Origin of the sequence: Streptomyces sp. NBC_00224 (assembly GCF_041435195.1) — a bacterium.
GTDB lineage: Bacteria > Actinomycetota > Actinomycetes > Streptomycetales > Streptomycetaceae > Streptomyces.
This window is the reverse complement of sequence record NZ_CP108106.1, coordinates 6,588,778-6,609,951: the sequence shown is the minus strand read 5'-3', so window position 1 is coordinate 6,609,951 and position 21,174 is coordinate 6,588,778. Positions and strand designations below refer to the sequence as shown.

18 protein-coding genes are annotated in these 21,174 nt (G+C 72.5%); 9 read left to right on the top strand and 9 right to left on the bottom strand.

Annotated elements, in window-relative coordinates; genetic code table 11:
• The first annotated feature begins 52 nt into the window (after positions 1-52).
• The 7 genes from OG965_RS29585 (at position 53) to OG965_RS29555 (ending at position 5,583) form a co-directional block, all read left to right on the top strand.
• Positions 53-973 (top strand): glutamate ABC transporter substrate-binding protein, encoded by a 921-nt coding sequence (locus OG965_RS29585; protein ID WP_371655080.1) that lies wholly within the window; start codon positions 53-55, stop codon positions 971-973.
• Positions 974-1,116: 143 nt separating this feature from the next.
• Positions 1,117-1,764, top strand: a complete 648-nt coding sequence (locus tag OG965_RS29580) for an amino acid ABC transporter permease (protein ID WP_371655079.1) — start codon at positions 1,117-1,119, stop codon at positions 1,762-1,764.
• A complete protein-coding gene (locus OG965_RS29575; RefSeq protein WP_371655078.1) occupies positions 1,761-2,675 on the top strand; it encodes an amino acid ABC transporter permease in 915 nt (304 codons plus the stop codon). The genes OG965_RS29580 and OG965_RS29575 overlap by 4 nt, the downstream gene beginning before the upstream one ends.
• A gap of 143 nt (positions 2,676-2,818) precedes the next feature.
• Positions 2,819-4,423, top strand: coding sequence for an FAD-dependent monooxygenase (locus tag OG965_RS29570; RefSeq protein WP_371655077.1), 1,605 nt, complete (start codon positions 2,819-2,821; stop codon positions 4,421-4,423).
• Positions 4,330-4,542 (top strand): putative leader peptide, encoded by a 213-nt coding sequence (locus OG965_RS29565; RefSeq protein WP_371655076.1) that lies wholly within the window; start codon positions 4,330-4,332, stop codon positions 4,540-4,542. The genes OG965_RS29570 and OG965_RS29565 overlap by 94 nt, the downstream gene beginning before the upstream one ends.
• Before the next feature lie 79 nt (positions 4,543-4,621).
• Positions 4,622-5,185: a cysteine dioxygenase gene (locus OG965_RS29560; RefSeq protein WP_371655075.1), complete on the top strand. Its 564-nt coding sequence runs from the start codon at positions 4,622-4,624 to the stop codon at positions 5,183-5,185.
• Positions 5,182-5,583 carry a rhodanese-like domain-containing protein gene (locus OG965_RS29555; protein ID WP_371655074.1) on the top strand — a complete coding sequence of 134 codons (402 nt, stop codon included), beginning with the start codon at positions 5,182-5,184 and terminating at the stop codon, positions 5,581-5,583. The genes OG965_RS29560 and OG965_RS29555 overlap by 4 nt, the downstream gene beginning before the upstream one ends.
• A gap of 186 nt (positions 5,584-5,769) precedes the next feature.
• Here the strand turns inward: OG965_RS29555 and OG965_RS29550 are convergent, their stop codons facing one another.
• From OG965_RS29550 to OG965_RS29525, 6 genes are all read right to left on the bottom strand, one after another.
• Positions 5,770-8,361 (bottom strand): FtsX-like permease family protein, encoded by a 2,592-nt coding sequence (locus tag OG965_RS29550; RefSeq protein WP_371655073.1) that lies wholly within the window; start codon positions 8,359-8,361, stop codon positions 5,770-5,772.
• Positions 8,358-8,966 carry an ArsR/SmtB family transcription factor gene (locus OG965_RS29545; protein WP_371655072.1) on the bottom strand — a complete coding sequence of 203 codons (609 nt, stop codon included), beginning with the start codon at positions 8,964-8,966 and terminating at the stop codon, positions 8,358-8,360. Before OG965_RS29545 ends, OG965_RS29550 begins: the two co-directional genes overlap by 4 nt.
• 292 nt (positions 8,967-9,258) lie before the next feature.
• Complete coding sequence (recX, locus tag OG965_RS29540; RefSeq protein ID WP_371655071.1) at positions 9,259-9,915, bottom strand: recombination regulator RecX; 657 nt, start codon at positions 9,913-9,915, stop codon at positions 9,259-9,261.
• Between the two features lie 3 nt (positions 9,916-9,918).
• Complete coding sequence (gene recA, locus OG965_RS29535) at positions 9,919-11,040, bottom strand: recombinase RecA (RefSeq protein ID WP_371655070.1); 1,122 nt, start codon at positions 11,038-11,040, stop codon at positions 9,919-9,921.
• Between the two features lie 230 nt (positions 11,041-11,270).
• Positions 11,271-12,422: an AI-2E family transporter gene (locus OG965_RS29530; protein WP_371657097.1), complete on the bottom strand. Its 1,152-nt coding sequence runs from the start codon at positions 12,420-12,422 to the stop codon at positions 11,271-11,273.
• Positions 12,423-12,757: 335 nt separating this feature from the next.
• Positions 12,758-12,952 (bottom strand): DUF3046 domain-containing protein, encoded by a 195-nt coding sequence (locus OG965_RS29525; protein WP_371655069.1) that lies wholly within the window; start codon positions 12,950-12,952, stop codon positions 12,758-12,760.
• 79 nt (positions 12,953-13,031) lie between these two features.
• Between OG965_RS29525 and OG965_RS29520 the strand changes: the two genes are divergently transcribed.
• The gene (locus OG965_RS29520) at positions 13,032-13,973 is read left to right on the top strand and encodes a hypothetical protein (protein WP_371655068.1); all 942 of its coding nucleotides are present in this window, start codon (positions 13,032-13,034) and stop codon (positions 13,971-13,973) included.
• Positions 13,974-14,157: 184 nt separating this feature from the next.
• On the opposite strand, the gene OG965_RS29515 is transcribed toward OG965_RS29520, so the two are convergent.
• The 3 genes from OG965_RS29515 to OG965_RS29505 form a co-directional block, all read right to left on the bottom strand.
• On the bottom strand, positions 14,158-14,466 hold the full coding sequence (locus tag OG965_RS29515) for an AzlD domain-containing protein (RefSeq protein ID WP_371655067.1): 309 nt from the start codon (positions 14,464-14,466) through the stop codon (positions 14,158-14,160).
• Entirely contained in the window at positions 14,463-15,221 is a 759-nt protein-coding gene (locus tag OG965_RS29510) for an AzlC family ABC transporter permease (protein ID WP_371657096.1), read from the bottom strand. Before OG965_RS29510 ends, OG965_RS29515 begins: the two co-directional genes overlap by 4 nt.
• 106 nt (positions 15,222-15,327) lie before the next feature.
• Positions 15,328-16,182 (bottom strand): AraC family ligand binding domain-containing protein, encoded by an 855-nt coding sequence (locus OG965_RS29505; RefSeq protein ID WP_371655066.1) that lies wholly within the window; start codon positions 16,180-16,182, stop codon positions 15,328-15,330.
• A gap of 56 nt (positions 16,183-16,238) precedes the next feature.
• Here OG965_RS29505 and OG965_RS29500 point away from each other — a divergent pair, with 56 nt between their 5' ends.
• Positions 16,239-20,888, top strand: coding sequence for an ATP-dependent helicase (locus tag OG965_RS29500; protein WP_371655065.1), 4,650 nt, complete (start codon positions 16,239-16,241; stop codon positions 20,886-20,888).
• Positions 20,889-21,174: the final 286 nt, after the last annotated feature.

The following is a 21,174-nucleotide window of genomic DNA, read 5'->3' as shown; positions in this document are numbered from 1 at the left end:
CGGCCGACGGCCCCCACATCTGAGCGATTCAAGCGATACGAGGGATGTTCACATGAAGCTCCGCCAGTCCGCCGCCTTCGCGGCGATCGCTGTGCTCGCGCTGACCGCGACCGCCTGCGGCGGCAAGTCCGGTTCCGCGGGCGACAAGCAGGCCGCCAAGCCCGGCCAGTCGGGCGCCCCGCAGCTGCCCACGTACACCGTCGCCAAGGACGTCGCCCTCGACTCCCCCGCCTTCAAGGCCGCCAAGGCCCGCGGCAAGCTGGTCATCGGCTCCAAGGCCGACCAGCCCTACCTCGGCTTCGAGGACCAGTCGACCAAGGTGCGCTCCGGCTTCGACGTCGAGATCGCCAAGATGATCGCCGCCGACCTGGGCTTCACCGACCAGCAGATCGAGTGGAAGACCGTCGACTCCGGCATCCGTGAGACCGCGATCTCCAAGGGCCAGGTCGACTACTACGTAGGCACCTACACGATCAACGACAAGCGCAAGAAGCTGGTCGGCTTCGCGGGCCCGTACTACAAGGCCGGCGCCGACCTGCTGGTCCGCAAGGACGAGACCGCGATCACCAACAAGGACACGGTCAAGGGCAAGAAGGTCTGCTCGATCGTCGGCTCCACCCCGCTCCAGGAGATCAAGAAGCCGGAGTACGGCGCAAAGGTCGTCCAGCTCGCCAAGTACTCCGACTGCGTGCAGCAGCTGCTGACCAAGCAGGTCGACGCGGTCACCACCGACGACTCGATCCTCAAGGGCTACGCGGCCGCCAACCACGGCAAGCTCAAGGTGACCGGCCACCCCTTCACCCAGGAGCCGTACGGCGTCGGCATGGGCAAGGACGACAAGGCGCTGCGCGACTTCATCAACGACTCGATCGAGAAGCACGTCAAGGACGGCACCTACAAGAAGATCTACGAGGCGACCCTCGGTCTGTCGGACGCCAAGTACGTCGACCCGCCGGCCGTCCAGCGCTACTGATCCGGTCGCACCCCTACGGGTGTCACCGAGACGGCACGGTTGACCGCGCCGCCACCGATCCGGCCGACTGAGCCGCCCTCCACGCGCGCGTGGAGGGCGCTCCCGGCCCTGCCCGCCCAGCCGCCCGCCGACGCGGAGACCTCATGAACGTACTGCTCGACAACTTCTCGGAATTCCGTGACGGCTTCATAGGAACCGTGGAGATCACCGCCGTCAGTTCGGTCATCGCCCTGGTCCTCGGGCTGCTGCTGGCCGGATTCCGCGTCTCGCCGGTGCCGCCGCTGCGCTTCTTCGGCACCGCCTGGGTGACGCTGCTGCGCAACACCCCGCTGACCCTGCTGTTCCTCGTCTTCTTCTTCGTCGTCCCGGAGATCTTCTTCCCCGGGATGAGCCCCTTCCTGCTCGGCTCGCTCGCCCTCGGCTTCTACACCGCCTCCTTCGTGTGCGAGACCGTCAGGTCCGGCATCAACACCGTGCCGCTGGGCCAGGCCGAGGCCGCCCGCTCGATCGGCATGACGTTCGCGCAGACCCTGCGCCTGATCGTCCTGCCGCAGGCCACCCGGACCGTCATCCCGCCGCTGAGCTCGATCTTCATCGCGCTCACCAAGAACTCGGCGATCGCCGGCGCCTTCAGCGTCACCGAACTCTTCGGCTGGCAGAAGCTGATGAGCGACCAGGGCTACGACATCGTCCCCGTCTTCGTCTGGGTCGCCCTGGGCTACCTGGTCGTCACCTTCGCCATCAGCGGCGCCTTCCGCCTGCTGGAGAGCCGCATGGAGGTCGCCCGATGAGCGCCAGCGTTCTCTACGACGCCCCGGGCCCCAAGGCCGTCGTACGCAACCGGATCTACGCCGTCCTCGGCTCGCTCGCCATCCTCGCGCTGCTCGCCCTGAGCATCGTGCGGCTGTCGGACAAGGGGCATCTCGCCCCCGAGATGTGGGACATCTTCAACTACTCGGGCATCCGGGAGAACATCGCCGACGGTGTCGTCGCCACCCTGAAGGCCTTCGGCCTGGCGGCGGTCGGCTCGCTGGTCCTCGGTGTGCTCCTGGCGGTCGCCCGGCTCTCCGACCACAAGCCGGTCCGCTGGGCCGCGACGGGCTTCATCGAGCTGTTCCGGTCGATCCCGCTGCTGATCACCATCTACGCCGTCTGGGTCGGATTCCTGACCGACTACTCGATGTGGGCGCTGGCGCTCGGCCTGTCGATCTACAACGGCTGTGTCCAGGCCGAGGTGCTGCGCGCGGGCGTCAACTCCGTGCCCAAGGGCCAGCGCGAGGCGGCGTACGCGCTCGGCATGAGCAAGACCCAGGTCATGACCAGCGTGCTGATGCCGCAGGCGGTCCGGGCGATGCTGCCGACGATCATCAGCCAGCTGGTGGTGACCCTCAAGGACACCTCGCTCGGCTTCATCATCCTCTACCCCGAACTGCTCCAGACAGCCCGCCTGATCGCAAGCAACACCCAGGTCAACGGCCAGTACCCGTACGTGTCGACGATCGTCGTCATCGGCACCATCTACGTGGCGATGTGCATGGCGCTCTCCGGGCTCGCCACCTGGATCGAGCGGCGCGGCAGGCGCGCGAAGACCGGCATCACCATGGCTGCGGCAGCGGCCCCAGTGACCGGCGCCGACCCCGTCGGTACGGTCGTGGGAGCCGGTGCCGAAGTGCCCGACGGGCCCGGCGGTACGACAAACTGACGGTGTATGAGGCAGTGGCGCTCGCGTCACTGCCTCCGTCACTTGACGCAAGCACCCGCAGTGGGTTGCATACGTTCTGTGATCGTGCACCGGGTCCTCAGCGCCACCTGCCAGCCGTCCCGCCGGGCCCAGGGAGCCACGCCGTGGACCCGGTGATCGTCGTCGGCGCCGGTCCGGTCGGACTCGCGCTCGCCCTCTCCCTCGCCGCCCAGAAGGTGCCCTCCGTCGTCCTGGACGAGGGATCCGGCGGTGAGGAGCCCCGCCAGGTCCGTACGGCCGTCCTGCGGCCCGACACGGCCGCCTTCGCGGAACGGCTGGGCTGCTCCGCGGTACGCGACGAGGGCGCCCGCTGGGTGGGCTGGCGGGGCATGCGGCGCGGCACCCTGCAACGTCAAGTCTCCTTCGGAGACGGTCTCGACGGCGGCCCCTCGCCGGTCCACCTGCCCCAGCACGCCCTCACCCTCGGCCTGCGGGAAGCGGCGGCCGCCTCCCGGCTCGTCAAGCTGGCACCCCAGAGCCGTCTGGACGCCCTGGAGCAGGACGACAACGGCGTCTCCGCCCACACCACCGGCCCGGGCGCCACCTGGTGGCGAGGCAGCTACCTGGTGGGCTGCGACGGCGCGCGCTCCACCGTGCGCAAACTCCTCGACGTCCGCTTCGCCGGGCGTACGGCGGTGGAGCGCCAGGCCGTCGTCGCCCTGCGCACCGAACTGCCCTGGCCCGGCGAGGCGTTGCTGCACCGGCTGCCGCCATGGCGCACCGGCGGCGAGGAGGTGACGGCCCGTCCGCTGCTCGACGGGACCTGGCGCATCGACTGGCTGCTGCCGCCCCGCGCCGAACTCGTCACCCCGGACGCGCTGACGGGCCGGCTGCGCGACACGCTGGCCGGGTGGTGCGGCACGACTCCCTCGTACGAACTCCTGGACACCGGCGTCTACACGCTCCACCACCGTCTCGCCCGACGCTGGCGGGTGCGCCGCGCCTTCCTCGCCGGGGACGCCGCCCATCTGCTGGGCGCGGTGGGCATCCAGGGCCTTGACGAGGGGCTGCGGGACGCCTCGAACCTGGCCTGGAAGCTGGCGCAGGCCTGGCACCACGGCGCCTCCGAGGTGCTGCTCGACAGCTATCAGACGGAGCGGCGCGCGAGTGTCGCCGCCCGGCTGCGCGCCGCCGACCAGGCGATGCCGGTGCTGCGCGGCGGTGGAGGGCTGCGCTCGTACATCCCGGGCGCGGCACGCGGCCACGACGCGCTGCTCGCCGACGGCCACCTGGGGCACGGCCCGCTCGGCGCGCCGCCCGCCTACCCGCACTCCCCCCTCGCACCCCCACCCGCCGAGGCGCACGCGCCGGTCGGCACGGAGGCGGGCGCACCGGTCGAGGACGTCCCCGTGACAGCTCCGGACGGATCCCCGGTGGCACTGCGGGACCGGCTGGGCCGGGGACGGCTCCTGGTGGTCCTGATCGCACCGGGCACGGGCGTCTGGGACCGGCGGCACTGGCTGACCGCCGGGGTGATGCCACGCCTGACGGCCGCGGTGAACGCCCTGCCCGCCGACGCCGAGCTGCTGGTGGCCGAGGAGTACCCGGGAGCCGCGGCCCACACCGTGCTGCTCGTACGCCCCGACGGGCACCTGGTCACCGCGTTCGGCGGGGTGTGGCCGGGCGAGCTGTACACGGCCGCCGACACGGCGCGCGGCGGGGCCGTCGTCCACGCGCGCGTGGAGGACCGCACCGCGGACATCAATTGACCGACACAGGCGCACATGGTGTACTCCGGAACGTGACCGACACCGATGTGCGCCTGTGGCGGAGGGTCCATATGGACCTCGTCCGCTATGCGGGCTGCGTGTGTCGCCCGTCCTGCTGATTCGCCTCTCTCCCCTCGCGCCGCCGGGCCGCCGTCCGGCGTACGCGCGCACACGCGAACTTCCCCAGGACGGTCCCACGTGTCACCTTCCGCGCATCCCCCTACGCCCGATTCCACCCGTGTCTCCCTGCCCGGGCCCGCTTCCCCCTCCGCGCCGAGCCAGGCGGACCTGCTCGACTTCGCCCGCCGCACCGCCGCCGACGCCTCGCTCGTCGCCTCCCTGCCGCTCGACCCGCAGGGCAGGACCTGGATCCGGCTGGACGGCCCCGGCGGCAGCGAGGCCTGGCTGATCGGCTGGCCACCGGGCACCGGCACCGGCTGGCACGACCACGGTGGCTCCCACGGCGCGTTCGCGACGGCGGCCGGGACGCTCAAGGAGGACTCCCTGGCAGCGAGGCTGCCGTCCGAGGGGTGGAAGACGCTGGAACTCGCCGAGGACCTCGACCGTTCACGGAGTGTGGAGGCCGGAAAGGGGCGGGCTTTCGGGCCGCACCACGTGCACGAGGTGCGCAACGAGTCGACGACCGCGCACACGATCTCGGTCCACGCGTACTACCCGCCACTGCCCCTGATCCGGCGCTACAGCCGTACGGGCGCGGTGCTGCGGCTGGAGCACGTCGAACGCCCGGAGGACTGGCAGTGAGCGAACGCCCGGTGGGAATCGACGAGTTGCTGGACCGGGTCCGCGAGGACCTGGACCGGGTCGAGGCGCGGGAGGCGCACGACGCCGCGCGGGCGGGCGAGGCGCTCCTGGTCGACATCCGGTACGCGGCGCTGCGGGAGCGCGACGGCCTGATCCCCGGAGCACTCGTCGTCGAGCGCAACGAGCTGGAGTGGCGGCTCGACCCGCAGGGCAGCCACCGCGCCCCGGAGGCCACCGGCCACGATCTGCGGGTCGTGGTGATCTGCAACGAGGGCTACGCGTCGTCCCTGGCGGCCGCGTCCCTGCGCCAGTTGGGGCTGCACCGGGCGACGGACCTCGTCGGCGGATTCCAGGCGTGGCGCGCGGACGGACTGCCGGTGACGGCTCCTGCCGGGTGACGCGCGAGCGGGCTTCGCGGGCCTAGCGGGCCGGCCGCACTTGCAGGCACAAGGGGTGGCAGGGCTTGCCCGTGTGCCTGCAAGCGCCAGGGCTGGCGGTCAGCTGGTGTGCATCCGCTGACCGCCAGCCCGGGCCCGGACCGGTGGAGGAGAGAGCCGAGCCCGGGGGGCGGCGGCCGAGGGGGGCTACTGCTTGCTGGTGGCCACCTCCACCGGGCGTACGGCGAGCGCCATCCGCCCGGGCAGGGCCGTCGCGACGAGGGCCAGCAGCCCGGCGACCCCGACGACGGTCACGTACACCAGCGGAAGGACGGCCGGGGCGGCGCTGCCCGTCATGCCCACGCTGAAGGCGGTGAGCACGGCCAGCGAGATCGCCGAGCCGAGCACCGCGGCGATCAACAGCACCGCGACGGCTTCGAGACGGAGCATCCGCAGCACCTGGCGGCGCGTGGCACCCGCGAGCCGGAGCATCGCGAACTCCCGGAACCGCTCGGACACCGACATGGCGAGCGTGTTGACGACGGCGATGGCGGTGAAGGCGAGCACCAGCCCCATGGCCAGGTAGTTGACCTCGGCGCCCGCCCGCTGCTGATCGGCCTGGAGCTTGTCGACACTCGAACGGGTGACAACAGACAGGCCGGGGAACTCCTTCACCGCGGCCGCGAGTTCACTCTGCGTAACCGTGTTGGCGGCGGAGACCAGGACGGTGGAGGCGAGGGGGTTGTCCATGTGGTGGGCGAGCAGGTCGTGCGGGAGGGTGATGTCACCGAAGCCGAGCCCGCGGGCATATACGGCGGCGACGGTCAGGGTGGCGGGCGTTCCGTCGCCGAGAGTGAGCTTGAGCGTGCCGCCGGGGCGCAGCCCCAGCTGGTCGGCGGCGAGTTGGCTGACGGCGACGGCGTTCTTGTCACGGGTGAGCGGGGCGAGGCTGCCGCGGGTCACATCCGGGTCCCAGGTGCGCGCAAGACCGTCCGGAGTGGCGCCCTGGGCGGCGTACTTGTCGAGGCCGACCCGGACGGTGGTCCGGACGATCTCGGTGGTGGCCGCGACCCCGTGGGTCGTACGGATCTTCTCGGCGGCGCGGGCCGGGACACCCGGGCCCTGTGCGACGAGCACCCAGTCGGCGCGAAGGCCGTCACGGACCTGGGCTCGGGCCGCGTCACCGAGCGTCGGCTGGACGAACAGGACCGTGCAGGTCATACCGATGAGCAGGGCGAGCGGAGTGACGGCGGCGGCCATCCGAGCGGCGTTCCCCCGCAGATTGGCGGTGGCGAGCCGGCCGCCGGAACCGGCGAGCCGCAGCGGCCCGGCGAGCAGTGCGGCCGCACCCTTGACCAGCAGCGGACCGAGCAGCGAGACGGAGGATGCCAGGACCACAACAGCGAGGAACGTGACCGGAGTTGAGGCGGGCTCGGTGCGCAGTCCGCTCAGTACGACGACGAGGACGACCCCGCCCGCGAGCAGGATCAGACCGGCGATGACCCGGCCCCAGGCGGGGCGAGCGCGCTCCACGGCGGACTCGGCCATGGCTTCGGCGGGACGGATCCGGGAGATCCGGCGGGCCGAGATACGGGCGGCGCCCCAGGCGCCGAGCAGGGTCGCGGCGACCGCGGCAAACATCGGGAAGACGCTGACGGCTCGCTCCAGGGTGACCGGGACGGCGCCCATCGCGACGAACCGGCCGAGCAGCCAGGCCCCCAGCGGCAGTCCGGCGAGGGATCCGAGCACCCCGGCGACCGCGCCCACGAGCAGCGCCTCGCGGCCGATCAGCCTGCGCACCTGCTGGGGAGTGGCGGCGATGGCGCGCAGCAGGGCGAGTTCACGGTGTCGCTGCTGGATGGAGAGGGCGAAGGTGCCGACGACGACCAGGACTGCGACGAGCAGCGAGGTGCCGCCGATGGCACCGCCCATGGAAACCAGCTTGGTACGGGCCCCGGCCGCATCCAGGAACTCGACGGCGCCCCGGGCGTCCCCGGTGGAGATCCGGGCAGCGCCGCGAGGAGTGTCCCCGGCGGCCGCACCCCGACCGCCACCCGTCGCGACGGCGAGCGCCTTGCCGATGTCCGCCTTCAACTGCCCGACGTCCACGCCGGGTTCGGGGACGACTCCGATGGCGGAGAGCTGCCCGGGCCGGGCGGCGAGGCGCGTGGCTTCGGCGGCGGCGAAGAAGAGAGAGGTCTGACGCTTGAGCTGACCGGAGGAGGGAGCGGCTACCCCGGTGACGGTGTACGTCTGCGGGGACTGGGTCGACTGCACCGTCAGCCTGTCGCCGGGGGTGAGGTGGGCGCGCGAGGCGAGCCCCTGGTCGATGACCACATCGGTGGCCGCTCTCGGGGCGCGTCCCTGAACCAGCGAGAAAGGAGTGAGCGGAGCGGACTCCCAGCTGTGCCCGTACGTCGCCTGGACCGTCCCACCCGTCACCAACGGCTGGGCGAGAAAGGTGAGTTCAGGGACGGCGGACTTGACGCCGGGCACGGCACGTACGGCCGGGAGCAGTCGGTCGGGCAGCCAGGCTCTTTCAGCGACGGGTTTGGCCTTGTGCTTGACCTTGGTCTTGCCCTTCTTCTCCTTGACCGTGGTCTGGTGGACGTTCTGGTCGGCGGAGACGATCAGAGGCGCGGCGGCATAGCGTTCGGTAGCTATCTTTCCGCGCAACCCGGTCTCCAGGAGCGTCCCGCATGCGGTGATCAGCGCGGCCGCGCACATCAGGGCGGTAAACGCACCGAGGAACCCGCCCTTGCGGTCCCGGATGGTCTGCAAGGCATAGCGCAACATCATGAGGATTCCTCGGGGGCGTGAGTTTCGGGGGCGGAGGGGGTGGGGGTGGGGAGGGGAAAGGGGGCGGGGAAGGCCATCAGCCGGGTGTGCACGACCCGTGCCCCCGCCGGCGTCTCCCCCTTCGCGCGCTTGTAGCGGTTGAGGAGAGCGATGTACTCCTCGAAGAACTCGCGGAGTTCGGCGTCCGTGAGCCGGATCTCACTGCGTGAGTAGGCGAAGTCGTCGGTGGAACTCTCGCGCTGAAGCCGTTCGAAGAGCTCGACGTCGGCCGCGTAGGCGTGGTGGTTCAGCTCGTCCATGACGAGCCGCATCTCCGTGGTCTGACGGCTGCGGGGCGGAAAGCGCCGGTCGCCGGGGACGGCCCGCCACCAGCGTTGCCGGCGCGGGCTGTTGCCCTCGGTCTCCTCGACGAAGCCGTACCGGGCGAGTTCGCGCAGGTGGTAACTGGTGGCGCCGGTGTTCAGGCCGAGGCCACGCGCCAGGATCGCGGAGGTGGCCGGGCCGTGGAGGGCGAGGTGCTGAAGGATCTGCTGCCGCCGCGGCTGCGCCAGCGCCTTGAGCGCGGCGAGATCCGCGATCTCGGTACCGCCGGGTTGCTGTGCCATGCGTACACATTCGCCTGTGCACAGATACCTGTGCACTGGAGTGCCCCGGCGTCCTCGGGGTGGGGATATCCCCCGCCCCGTGCGGGGGAAGCACGGTTTCCGCAGCTCAGAAGGGTCGGTGGTGGTTGGACGAAGAGGCGTGGGAGCCGCGCACGACAACGCCCCCGGCCGGGTGACCGGGGGCGTGTGCGGCTGCGGCGGCGAGTTGCCCGGGCTCCGGGGTGGAGCTGCGGGCCTTGACCTCGGGCCGGCGGAAGTCGGCTCTGGGGGTGCGCCAGCCCTGGGAAGAACCTCAGTACGTCTCGTACAGGTCGTCCGCGGTTTCGCCCTCGGCTTCCAGGGCCTGGCGGACGACTCTGAGGGCCATGCCTTCCGGGTAGCCCTTGCGGGCCAGCATGCCGGCGAGGCGGCGGATGCGGCGGTCGCGGTCCAGGCCCCGGGTGGAGCGGAGCTTGCGGGCCACCAGTTCCCGCGCGGTCTCCTCCTCCTGGCCGGGGTCGAGCTGCCCGACGGCCTCGTCGACGACCGCCGAGTCCACGCCCTTGGTGCGGAGCTCGCGGGCGAGTGCCCGGCGGGCCAGGCCGCGCCCGTGGTGGCGGGATTCGACCCAGGCCCCCGCGAACGCCGCGTCGTTGATCAGCCCGACCTCTTCGAAGCGCGAGAGGACTTCATCGGCGACCTCGTCGGGGATCTCCCGCTTCTTGAGGGCGTCGGCCAGTTGCTTGCGGGTCCGGGGGGTCCCGGTGAGCAGGCGCAGGCAGATCGCCCGCGCCCGCTCAGCCGGGTCCTGCGGCGCCGGTTCCTTCTCGGCCCTCGACGAGTCGGCACCGTCGCCGAATCCCTCCGGGCCGGCCCGTCGGGAGCCGGCCCGCTTCGGGCCCGGCCGCCCGGACCGGGCCCGGTCGGGACCCGTCCCGTCCGGCTCGGCCCATTCGGTCCTGCGTGTCATGGTCTAGCTCTTGGCGGCGGTGGCCTTGGCCGTCTTGGCCTTGGTGGCCGGGGCGGGCACGGATGCCGCCTCCGCCTCCGTGGTCGCACCGGCCGCGTCCGGGCCGGGCTCGGCCTTGGGCTCCTCGGGCCGGACGCCGACGCCCAGCTTCTCCTTGATCTTCTTCTCGATCTCGTCGGCGAGGTCGGGGTTGTCCTTCAGGAAGTTGCGGGCGTTCTCCTTGCCCTGGCCGAGCTGGTCGCCCTCGTACGTGTACCAGGCGCCGGCCTTGCGGACGAAGCCGTGCTCGACGCCCATGTCGATCAGACCGCCCTCGCGGCTGATGCCCTGGCCGTAGAGGATGTCGAACTCGGCCTGCTTGAAGGGCGGCGCGACCTTGTTCTTGACGACCTTGACGCGGGTGCGGTTGCCGACCGCGTCGGTGCCGTCCTTCAGGGTCTCGATGCGGCGGATGTCGAGGCGCACCGAGGCGTAGAACTTCAGGGCGCGGCCACCGGTCGTGGTCTCCGGCGAGCCGAACATCACGCCGATCTTCTCGCGGAGCTGGTTGATGAAGATCGCGGTGGTCTTGGACTGGTTCAGCGCGCTGGTGATCTTCCGGAGCGCCTGGCTCATCAGACGGGCCTGGAGGCCCACGTGCGAGTCGCCCATCTCGCCCTCGATCTCCGCGCGCGGCACCAGGGCGGCGACGGAGTCGATGACGATCAGGTCGAGGGCGCCCGAGCGCACCAGCATGTCGACGATCTCCAGAGCCTGCTCGCCGTTGTCCGGCTGGGACAGGATCAGGTTGTCGATGTCGACGCCGAGCTTCTTCGCGTACTCGGGGTCCAGGGCGTGCTCGGCGTCCACGAAGGCGACCTGGCCGCCGGCCTTCTGCGCGTTCGCCACCGCGTGCAGGGTCAGGGTCGTCTTGCCGGAGGACTCCGGTCCGTAGACCTCCACCACGCGGCCGCGCGGCAGACCGCCTACGCCGAGCGCCACGTCGAGCGCGGTCGACCCGGTGGGGATGACCTCGATGGGCTCGTTCGGCCGCTCGCCCAGGCGCATCACCGCGCCCTTGCCGAATTGCCGTTCAATCTGTGCGAGCGCGGCGTCCAACGCCTTCTCGCGGTCGGTTCCTGCCATGGGTTCCACCCGGTTTACTTGAGTCGATCGCTTCACGTCAAAGACGCTAACCCCTGCCACTGACAATGGGCCCCGGAGTCCCTCCCGCCTGTGGATAACCCCCACCGGAAACCCGGCGGAACCCAAGGGAACACAGGGCCCTGCTTCCATATGAATGGATGTTCGATTTTGGTGTCAAGCGCACCACGCGGCACGGGCGAGGGCGCTGCCGGGCGGCTCCGGCCGGCGCCTCAGGCGCCGTCGCCGCCCGTCGGAGCGACCGGCTCCGACACCCGGTCCCGGCTCAGCGCACGCCGTATGCGCACCAGGGCGGAGTCTCCGACCCGCTCGCGCCTGCCGTGCACGCGCGGGTCGTCCGTCACGTCGTAGCGCTTCACATAGGCGCCCAGGAACGCTTGGAGCGTCGCCACCGCGGGGATCGCGATCAGCGCGCCGACCGCACCCATCAGCGCGGTGCCGGCGATGACCGAGCCGAAGGCGACCGCCGGGTGGATGTCGACGGTCTTGGCGGTGAGCTTGGGCTGCAGCATGTAGTTCTCGAACTGCTGGTAGATCACCACGAATCCGAGCACCCACACCGCGTACCAGGGGTCGACGGTGAAGGCGATCAGCATCGGCAGCGCGCCCGCCAGATACGTACCGATGGTGGGGATGAACTGGGAGACCAGACCCACCCAGACCGCGAGCACCGGCGCGTACGGCACGCCCAGGATCTGCAGCAGGATGTAGTGCGCGATGCCGGAGATGAGCGCCATCAGGCCGCGCGAGTAGAGGTAGCCGCCGGTCTTGTCGACCGCGATCTCCCAGGCGCGCAGCACCTCGGCCTGGCGGGCGGGCGGCAGCATGGAGCAGACCGTGCGCCGCAGCCGGGGCCCGTCGGCCGCGAAGTAGAACGAGAAGAGGAAGATCGTCAGCACCCGGAAGAGGCCGCCCAGGACGGTGGCCGAGACGTCGAGCACACCGCTCGCGCTGTTCTGCACGTACTTCTGGAGCCAGTCCGAGTGCAGCAGGCTGTCCTGGACCTCGACGCGTGAGAGGTCGGTGTGGAACGACTCGTTGATCCAGCTGATCACCGAGTCGAGGTACTTCGGGAAGTGCTCGACCATGTCGACGATCTGGCCCGCCAGCATCGAGCCGAGCAGCACGATGAACCCGGCCGCCGCGATGATCACCGCGAAGAAGACGATGAAGGTGGCGAGGCCGCGGCGTATCCCGCGGGCCGACATCCGCCCGACGGCCGGCTCCACCGCGAGGGCGAGGAAGAACGAGATCAGAATGTTGATCAGCAGCCCGATGAGCTGGTGGAAGGCCCAGCTGCCGAGCTGGAAGCAGGCGTAGAGGGCAAGCGCGAGCACCATGGCGCGCGGCAGCCACCGCGGCATGCGCACGGCGCCGCCGGTCCCGGGCACGGGCGGCGGCGGCCCGGCGGTCCCGGCGCCCGGAGCCGCTCCGGGCGCGGCCGGGGTCTCGCCCACGGCCGCGTGCGGGAGCGCGCGCCCGTGGTCGCCGCCCGTCGCGGACAGGCGGCCGTCCTCGGGCAGGCGCCCGTCGCCGTCGGAACGGAGCTCGCCCTCGGAACGGACTTCGTCCCCGGGTCTGCGGTCGTTCCCGGCCGGGCGGTCGGCCAGGCGGTCTGTCTGGGTGTCGCTCTCGTCAGTCGGTGCCACGCAGCAAGTCTCGCCCATGCCTGCGACAGCGGGCCCTCAGCCCCGGATCGTCACCGCTTGTACGCGGGCACGTCCATGGCGGTGCACACGGCCCGCCAGACGTCCTTGGTCTCCCAGCCCGCGTCGAGCGCCTCGTGCACGGTACGCCCGCCGAGCTCCGCCATCACATGGTCGCGCGCGAAGGAGTCGGCGTAGGCGGCGCCGAAGTGGTCGGCCATCCGCTCCCAGAAAATCGTCAACCGCATGACCCCAGTATCCCGCCCCTGAGAGTGCAGCCGGGGCCGTCCGGCTTGTCTGCGGCGCTTCGCGCCCTACGGTCGGACCATGGCCGGATCCGGAACATCACCCGCGACTGTCCCCACGCTCCGCACGCCGCTCGCCCGAGCCGAGCACTTCGTCTGGCTCACGGCCCGTGTGCTGGAGCAGCGGCGGTTCGCGCACCACTTCCTCGGCGGCGGCGCCGACCCGGTGGAGACCGCACTCGCCGCCTACCAGAACGACGACGGGGGCTACGGGCACGCGCTGGAGCCCGATCTGCGCGGCCCCGTCAGCCAGCCCCTGCCCACCGCGCACGCGCTGCGCGTCCTGGACTCCGTCGGCCGTGTGAGCGGCCGGCGGACGGAGCGGATCTGCGGCTATCTGACGGCGGTCTCGACGCGGGACGGCGCCCTGCCCGCGCTGCACCCGTCGGCACGCGGCTATCCCGTGGCGCCGTTCGTGCAGATCGTCGACGACCCGCCCAGCGAACTGCTGGCCACGGGTCCGGTGGTCGGGCTGCTCCACCGCAACCAGGTGTGGCACGCCTGGCTCTTCCGGGCGACGGACTTCTGCTGGGCGGCGGTCGACACCCTGGAGAAGTCGCACCCGTACGAGATCGAGGCGGCAATCGCCTTTCTGGACGGGGTGCCGGACCGCGCGCGGGCCGAGGCGGCGGCGGACCGGCTCGGGCGGCTGGTGCGCGAGCAGCGGCTCGCGGTGCTCGATCCGGACCGGATCGAGGACTTTCCGGTCGCCCCGGGGTACGCCCCGGCCGAGCATCACTTTCCGCACGACTACGCGCGCGTGCCGGAATCGCTGGCCCGCCGGTGGTTCACGGACGAGGAGATGGCGCGCTCGCTCGACCACCTCGCGGCCGAGCAGCGGGAGGACGGCGGCTGGCCCATCCACTGGCGCGAGTGGGCGCCGGGCACCGCTCTGGAGTGGCGGCCGATCGTGACGATCGAGGCGCTGCGGACCCTGCGCGCGTACGGCCGCGCGATCGACTGACGCCGGGCGTCCCGACAGCCGGGCATCCACCTGTCCCCTACGGAGGGCGGTCCACCTGTCCCCTACGGAGGGCGGCCCGTCTTCCCTGTACGGAAGGCCGTCCGCCTCTCTCGTACGGAGGACGGACTGCCTTCCGTGCAGGCGGTGGGCGGATGCCCTCCGTATGGGCTGTGCGGGGCAGCTCTCAGCCGCCCAGTGCCCGCACCCCCGCCGTCACCAGTACGGCGGCGGTGACGATCACCAGGAAGGGGGCGCGCAGCATCAGGGCGACGGCTGCCGCCGCGAGGCCCGCGCCTCTGGCGTCGAGCACCAGGTGCTGCCCGCTGCTGAAGGTCTGCTGGGCGGTGAGGGCGGCCAGCAGCGCCACCGGCAGCAGTGCGGCGAGCCGTTGCACCAGTGGCCGCTCCAGCGCCCCGGCGGGGACCAGGAGGCCGAGGAGCTTGAACAGGTAGCAGCCGACGGCGGTGGCTGCGATGGCGATCCAGACGTTCAACGTCCCGCTCCCTTCCCGGAGTTCCCGTCGGCCGATACGGACTTCGCCCGGCTCTTCCTGGTGTTCTCGCGACCCTTCGCCGCGTCCCCGCGTCCCTTGAGGAACAGCACGACGGGGGCGGCGAGCGCGGCCATCAGGACCGGCGCTCCGGCGGGCAGTACCGGCAGAAAGCCCAGGGCGAGCAGTACGGCGAGTCCGGCGGTGATCCGTTCCGTGGCGGTGGTGAGCATCGGCGCGAGCAGCGCCAGGAAGACGGCGGGGCTCGCCGCGTCCAGCCCCCACGCGTCGGTGTCGCCGATCGCCTCCGCGCCCAGGGCTCCGGCCAGGGTCGTCAGATTCCACAGCACGTAGAGCGTGAGTCCGGTGACGGTGAAGCCGATCCGCGCGGCCCGCCGGGTGGGCTGGGCGAGGGTCACAGCGGTCGTCTCGTCGATCACCCACTGGGCGGCGAACGGCCGCAACGCGCGCGGGAGTGCGAGCAGCTGCGACAGCCGCAGCCCGTAGAACGCGTTGCGTACGCCCAGGAAGAAGGCGCCGGCTGCCGCCGTGAACGGGTTGCCGCCCGCGGCGAGCGCGCCCACCAGGGCGAACTGCGAGGCTCCGGTGAAGACGAGGAGGCTGAGCGCACAGGTCTGGAGGAGCGTGAGCCCCGATCCCGCCGAGGTCACACCGAAGGCGAAGCCGGAGAGCCCGACGGCCACGCCGACGCCGAGGGCGTCCCTGACGACGGCGGAGTCCGGCTTGGCCTCGCGCACGACGGCGGGGTGCGAACCGGTGCCGGTCGCCGCGGCGACCGGTTGGGCTTCGCCCTCCGGGCGTATTTCTGGGAGTGCTGACTGTTCTGTTGCCACGTCCGGGACGTTACGTGGGTGGGGTTCCCGCGTTCTTGTACGTTCTTGCGCGCTCCCTGCGGTACACGCCCGGCGTCACGCCCACGATGCGGGTGAAGTGGCGGTTGAGGTGCGGCTGGTCGGTGAAGCCGACGGCCACGGCGGCCTCCGCGGGCGCGGTCCCGGCCTCCAGGAGCTGCCGGGCCCGGCGGACGCGTTCGCCGGTGAGCCAGGTGTGCGGGGGCAGCCCGTACGCGCTCTTGAAGGCCCGCAGCAGCGCGAACGGGCTGGTCCCGAGGCCGTGGGCCAGCTGTTCCAGGGACGGCGGGTCGGCCAGCCGCTGCTCCAGGACGGCGCGTGCGGCTGCCGCCGTGCGAGCACCCGCCGAGCCGGTGGTGCGCGCGGGCAGGGAGCGTCCGTGGCGGCGCAGCAGCCGGGCGACGGCGACGCGGAACACGGTGTCGGCGGCGAGCGCGTTGCCCTGCTCGGCCGCCCGGTGCACCTCCTGGATGAGCAGGGAGGTGTCCGGGTCCTCGACGATGATCTCGGCGAATCCCGCGGTACCGCGCAGGGTGGTGACCTCGGCGGCGATGTCGGCGATCAGCTGCGACGAGGGGTAGAGCGTGGCGTACGTCCAGCCCTCGGGGACTCCGGCGTGGGCGGAGTGCGGCACCTCGGGGTTGATCATGACGACGGTGCCGGGCCGGGCCCGTATGGTCTCGCCGGGCAGGACCACGTCCTCGATCCCGCCGCGCACCGCGCCGAAGACGAAGCCCTCGTGGCTGTGCCGGGAGAAGGAGTGGCTGACGTAGCGGGCGTGGAGCAGTTCCAGGCCCGGCAGTCCCGGGTACTGCCAGTGCCGTGCCCACTCCTCGGCCGCGTTCATATCCCCATTCTCCCAGGTCCGGGCCATTGTCAGTGGGTGGGTGCACGATGGGGACCATGGCAAGGACAGCACTGGACTCCTTCTCTCCCGCGACCAGGGGCTGGTTCACGGGAGCCTTCACCGCGCCCACCGCCGCGCAGGAGGGCGCCTGGCAGGCGATCTCCGAGGGTTCGGACGTCCTGGTGGTCGCGCCGACCGGCTCGGGCAAGACCCTCGCCGCGTTCCTGGCCGCTCTGGACGCGCTGGCCGCCGCCCCGCCGCCCGCCGAGGCGAAGAAGCGCTGCCGGGTGCTGTACGTGTCGCCGCTGAAGGCGCTGGCCGTCGACGTCGAGCGCAATCTGCGCTCCCCGCTCACCGGTATCCGCCAGGAGTCGGTGCGCCTGGGGCTGCCGGAGCCGGAGGTGCGGGTCGGGATCCGTTCCGGCGACACCCCGCCCGCCGAGCGCCGTGCCATGTCGACCCGGCCGCCGGACATTCTGATCACCACGCCCGAGTCGCTGTTCCTGATGCTCACGTCCTCCGCGCGCGAGGCGCTGTCGGGCGTGGAGACGGTGATCCTGGACGAGGTGCACGCGGTGGCGGGCACCAAGCGAGGTGCCCATCTCGCGCTGTCCCTGGAGCGGTTGGACGAACTGCTGGCCAGGCCCGCCCGCCGGATCGGCCTTTCGGCGACGGTGCGTCCGGTGGACGAGGTGGCGCGCTTCCTGTCGCCGCAGCGCAAGGTGGAGATCGTCCAGCCGCGCTCCACCAAGGAGTTCGACCTGTCGGTGGTCGTTCCGGTGGAGGACCTGGGAGAGCTGGGCGGCTCACCGGCGGCCGACGCCTCCGAGGGCGCGGAGAAGCCGTCCATCTGGCCGCATGTCGAGGAGCGCATCGTCGACCTGGTGCAGGCGCACCGCTCGACGATCGTCTTCGCCAACTCCCGCCGCCTCGCGGAGCGGCTGTGCAACCGGCTCAACGAGATCGCGTACGAGCGGGCCACGGCGGCCGCGCTGGAGGCGGGCGAGGCCGCCGTGCCCTTGGCGGAGGCCCACTCCCCGGCCGAGGTCATGGCCCAGTCGGGGGCGGCCAAGGGCGCGCCGCCCGTCCTCGCGCGCGCCCATCACGGCTCGGTCTCCAAGGAGCAGCGCGCCCTTGTCGAGGAGGACCTGAAGGCGGGCCGACTGCCGGCCGTCGTCGCCACCTCCAGTCTTGAACTGGGCATCGACATGGGCGCGGTGGACCTGGTGGTGCAGGTCGAGTCGCCGCCCTCGGTCGCCTCTGGCCTCCAGCGGGTGGGCCGCGCGGGTCACCAGGTGGGCGCGGTCTCCACGGGGGTGGTCTTCCCGAAGTACCGGGGCGATCTGGTCCAGTCGGCGGTGGTCACCGAGCGGATGCGCTCGGGAGCCATCGAGTCGCTGCGGATCCCGTCGAATCCGCTGGACGTGCTGGCGCAGCAACTGGTCGCCATGACGGCCCTGGACAGCTGGCAGGCGGACGATCTGCTGGCGCTGGTCCGCCGGGCGGCGCCGTTCGCGGCGCTGCCGGAGTCGGCGTTCACGGCCGTCCTGGACATGCTGGCGGGCCGCTATCCGTCCGACGCCTTCGCGGAGCTGCGCCCGCGCGTGGTGTGGGACCGCGTGGCCGGTACGGTGACGGGCCGCCCCGGCGCGCAGCGGCTCGCGGTGACGTCCGGCGGCACCATCCCGGACCGCGGCCTCTTCGGGGTCTTCCTGGCGGGCTCCGACCCCAAGAAGGGCGGCGGCCGGGTCGGCGAGCTCGACGAGGAGATGGTCTACGAGTCGCGCGTAGGCGATGTGTTCACGCTGGGCACGACGTCCTGGCGCATCGAGGACATCACCCGCGACCGCGTGCTGGTCTCCCCCGCCCCAGGCGTGCCGGGAAGGCTGCCGTTCTGGAAGGGCGACCAGCTGGGCCGCCCGCTCGAACTGGGGCGCGCACTGGGCGCGTTCCTGCGCGAGGTCGGCTCGCTCAGCCCCGAGGACGCACGGCTGCGGCTGCTGAGCGCGGGCCTGGACGCCTGGGCGGCCGACAACGTCCTGGCCTACCTCGACGAGCAGCGCCGCGCGTGCGGCCACGTGCCCGACGACCGCACCATCCTCGTCGAGCGGTTCCGCGACGAGCTGGGCGACTGGCGGGTCGTCATCCACTCCCCCTTCGGGGCCCAGGTGCACGCGCCCTGGGCGCTGGCCCTCGGCGCCCGTCTGGCCGAGCGGTACGGGATGGACGCCCAGGTCATGCACGCGGACGACGGCATCGTGCTGCGGCTGCCCGACGCCGACCTGATGGGCCTCGACCTCCTCGACCAGGACCCTGGGCACCTGGACTCGACCTACGACAGCGAGCAGGCCCCGGTCGGCGCCGCGGACGCCGTCTTCGACAAGGGCGAGATCGAGCAGATCGTCACCGACCAGGTGGGCGGCTCCGCACTGTTCGCCGCCCGCTTCCGGGAGTGCGCCGCGCGCGCGTTGCTGCTGCCCCGGCGCAACCCCGGCAAGCGCACCCCACTGTGGCAGCAGCGCCAGCGCGCGGCCCAACTGCTCCAGGTGGCGAGCGAGTTCGGCTCGTTCCCGATCGTCCTGGAGGCCGTCCGCGAGTGCCTCCAGGACGTCTTCGACGTGCCGGGGCTGACCGAGCTGATGGGTGACCTGGAGGCGCGCCGGGTCCGGCTGGTCGAGGTGACCACGCCCGAGCCGTCCCCCTTCGCTCGCTCGCTGCTCTTCGGCTATGTCGCCCAGTTCCTCTACGAGGGCGACTCGCCGCTGGCCGAGCGGCGGGCCGCGGCCCTCTCGCTCGACTCCCGCCTCCTGGCCGAGCTGCTCGGCCAGGCCGAGTTGCGCGAGCTCCTGGACGCGGACGTCCTGACCGAGCTGGAGCAGGAGCTCCAGTGGCTCACCGAGGACCGCCGGATCAAGGACGTGGAGGGCGTCGCCGACCTGCTGCGGGTCCTGGGGCCGCTGACCGACGACGAGTTGGTCGCGCGCGGCGCCGACCCGGGGTGGCCGCAAGAGCTCGCGGGTGCCCGTCGCGCCATCCGGGTGCGGGTCGGCGGCGCCGATCACTGGGCGGCGATCGAGGACGCGGGGCGGTTGCGCGACGCGCTGGGCACGGCGCTGCCGGTGGGCGTGCCCGAGGCGTTCATGGAGCCGGTCAAGGACCCGCTCGGCGACCTCCTGTCGCGGTACGCGCGCACGCACGGGCCGTTCACCTCGGCCACGGCGGCCGCCCGGTTCGGCCTCGGCACGGCCGTCACCGACGGCGCGCTGCAACGGCTGGCGGCGAGCGGGCGGGTGGTGCAGGGCGAGTTCCATCCGGCGGGGCTCGGGCAGGAGTGGTGCGACGCGACGGTGCTGCGCAGGCTGCGCCGCCGCTCCCTGGCCGCGCTGCGCCAGGAGCTCGAACCGGTGCCGCCCGCGGCGCTCGCCACCTTCCTGCCGCAGTGGCAGCACCTGGGGAGCAACAGCCTGCGCGGCATCGACGGGCTGGCCCGGGCCGTCGAGCAGCTGCAGGGCGCCGCCGTGCCCGCGTCCGCCCTGGAGAAACTGGTCCTGCCGTCCCGGGTCTCCGACTACGGGCCGGGGCTGCTCGACGAGCTCACCACCACCGGCGAGGTCCTGTGGGCGGGGGCGGGCGCACTGCCGGGCAAGGACGGCTGGATCTCCCTGTTCCTCGCGGACGCGGCGCCGCTGCTGCTGCCACCGCCGCACCCCCTGGAGCTCACCGCGCTGCACGAGTCGGTGCTGACAACGCTCGCCCCGGGATACGGGCTGTTCTTCCGCCAGATCGCCGACCAGGTCCGCTCCACCACGCACCCGGAGGCGAGCGACCCCCAACTGGCCGACGCCGTATGGGATCTGGCGTGGTCGGGGCGGCTCACCAACGACACGCTGGCGCCGCTGCGGGCGCTGCTCGGGTCGGGCCGCACCGCCGGGTCCACGGCGCACCGGGCCAGGCGGACCGTTCCACGCGGGCGTTACGGGACGCTGACGGCGGCGGCGCGGCCCGCGTCACGCACCGGGCCGCCGACGGTTTCGGGCCGCTGGTCGCTGCTGCCCGCCCGCGAGCCGGACCCCACACACCGGGCGCACGCCCTGGCCCGTACGCTCCTCGACCGCCACGGCGTGGTCACCCGGGGCGCGGTCGCGGCCGAGGGAGTCGAAGGCGGCTTCTCGGCGACGTACCGGATCCTGGCGGCGTTCGAGGACAGCGGCCAGGCGCGGCGGGGCTATGTCGTCGAGGGGCTGGGCGCGGCCCAGTTCGCGATGGACGGGGCGGTGGACCGGCTGCGGGCGGCGGCCACCGCGCGCGACCGTGCGGAGGCGCGGCCCGCGACCCGTGGCGTGGTGCTGGCGGCTGCCGACCCCGCCAACGCCTACGGGGCGGCGCTTCCCTGGCCCGAGCCGCCGACGGGGGCCGGGCACAAGCCGGGCCGCAAGGCCGGGTCGATGGTGGTCCTGGTGGACGGTGAGCTCGCGCTCTACATGGAGCGTGGCGGCAAGTCCCTGCTGGTCTGGCCCGCCGAGCCCGACGATCCGGCGCTGCTGGCGGCGGTGGAGGCGCTGGCGGGGGCGGCGCGTGCGGGGCGGCTGGGGACGGTGACCGTGGAGCGGGTCAACGCCGAGTCCGCGCTCACGTCGCCGCTCGCCCGGGCGCTGGAGGCGGCGGGCTTCGTCCCGACACCGAGGGGGTTGCGGCTGCGGCCTTGAATGTTCCCCACCCCGCCCGTTCCGGAACGCCCTGCGGGCGGCCGGTGGCGGATGAGGTGGGTTTCCCGGGGGCTTCGCCCTCCCCTGAGCCTCCAAGCGGGGCCGCGCCCCCGAACCTCCTCGGGCTCCGCCCCGAACCCCGCACCCGGTCAGGGCTCGCTCCCCCGCACGCCCCCGGGGCACGCCCCGACCCTTGCCACCCACTGAGCGGCTGGCCCCGAACCCCAACCCCGCCACCGACCCCCTCCACGGATCCCCGCCACCCCCACCGACAAGGGCCGCGCCA

Coding starts and splice junctions, on each gene's coding strand:
- OG965_RS29575 (WP_371655078.1), top strand. CDS start 1,761: ATGAGCGCCAGCGTTCTCTACGACGCCCCGGGCCCCAAGGCCGTCGTA.
- OG965_RS29520 (WP_371655068.1), top strand. CDS start 13,032: ATGGCCGGATCCGGAACATCACCCGCGACTGTCCCCACGCTCCGCACG.
- OG965_RS29525 (WP_371655069.1), bottom strand. CDS start 12,952: ATGCGGTTGACGATTTTCTGGGAGCGGATGGCCGACCACTTCGGCGCC.
- recX (WP_371655071.1), bottom strand. CDS start 9,915: ATGACACGCAGGACCGAATGGGCCGAGCCGGACGGGACGGGTCCCGAC.
- recA (WP_371655070.1), bottom strand. CDS start 11,040: ATGGCAGGAACCGACCGCGAGAAGGCGTTGGACGCCGCGCTCGCACAG.
- OG965_RS29505 (WP_371655066.1), bottom strand. CDS start 16,182: ATGAACGCGGCCGAGGAGTGGGCACGGCACTGGCAGTACCCGGGACTG.
- OG965_RS29545 (WP_371655072.1), bottom strand. CDS start 8,966: ATGGCACAGCAACCCGGCGGTACCGAGATCGCGGATCTCGCCGCGCTC.
- OG965_RS29530 (WP_371657097.1), bottom strand. CDS start 12,422: ATGCCGCGGTGGCTGCCGCGCGCCATGGTGCTCGCGCTTGCCCTCTAC.
- OG965_RS29580 (WP_371655079.1), top strand. CDS start 1,117: ATGAACGTACTGCTCGACAACTTCTCGGAATTCCGTGACGGCTTCATA.
- OG965_RS29550 (WP_371655073.1), bottom strand. CDS start 8,361: ATGATGTTGCGCTATGCCTTGCAGACCATCCGGGACCGCAAGGGCGGG.
- OG965_RS29500 (WP_371655065.1), top strand. CDS start 16,239: ATGGCAAGGACAGCACTGGACTCCTTCTCTCCCGCGACCAGGGGCTGG.
- OG965_RS29585 (WP_371655080.1), top strand. CDS start 53: ATGAAGCTCCGCCAGTCCGCCGCCTTCGCGGCGATCGCTGTGCTCGCG.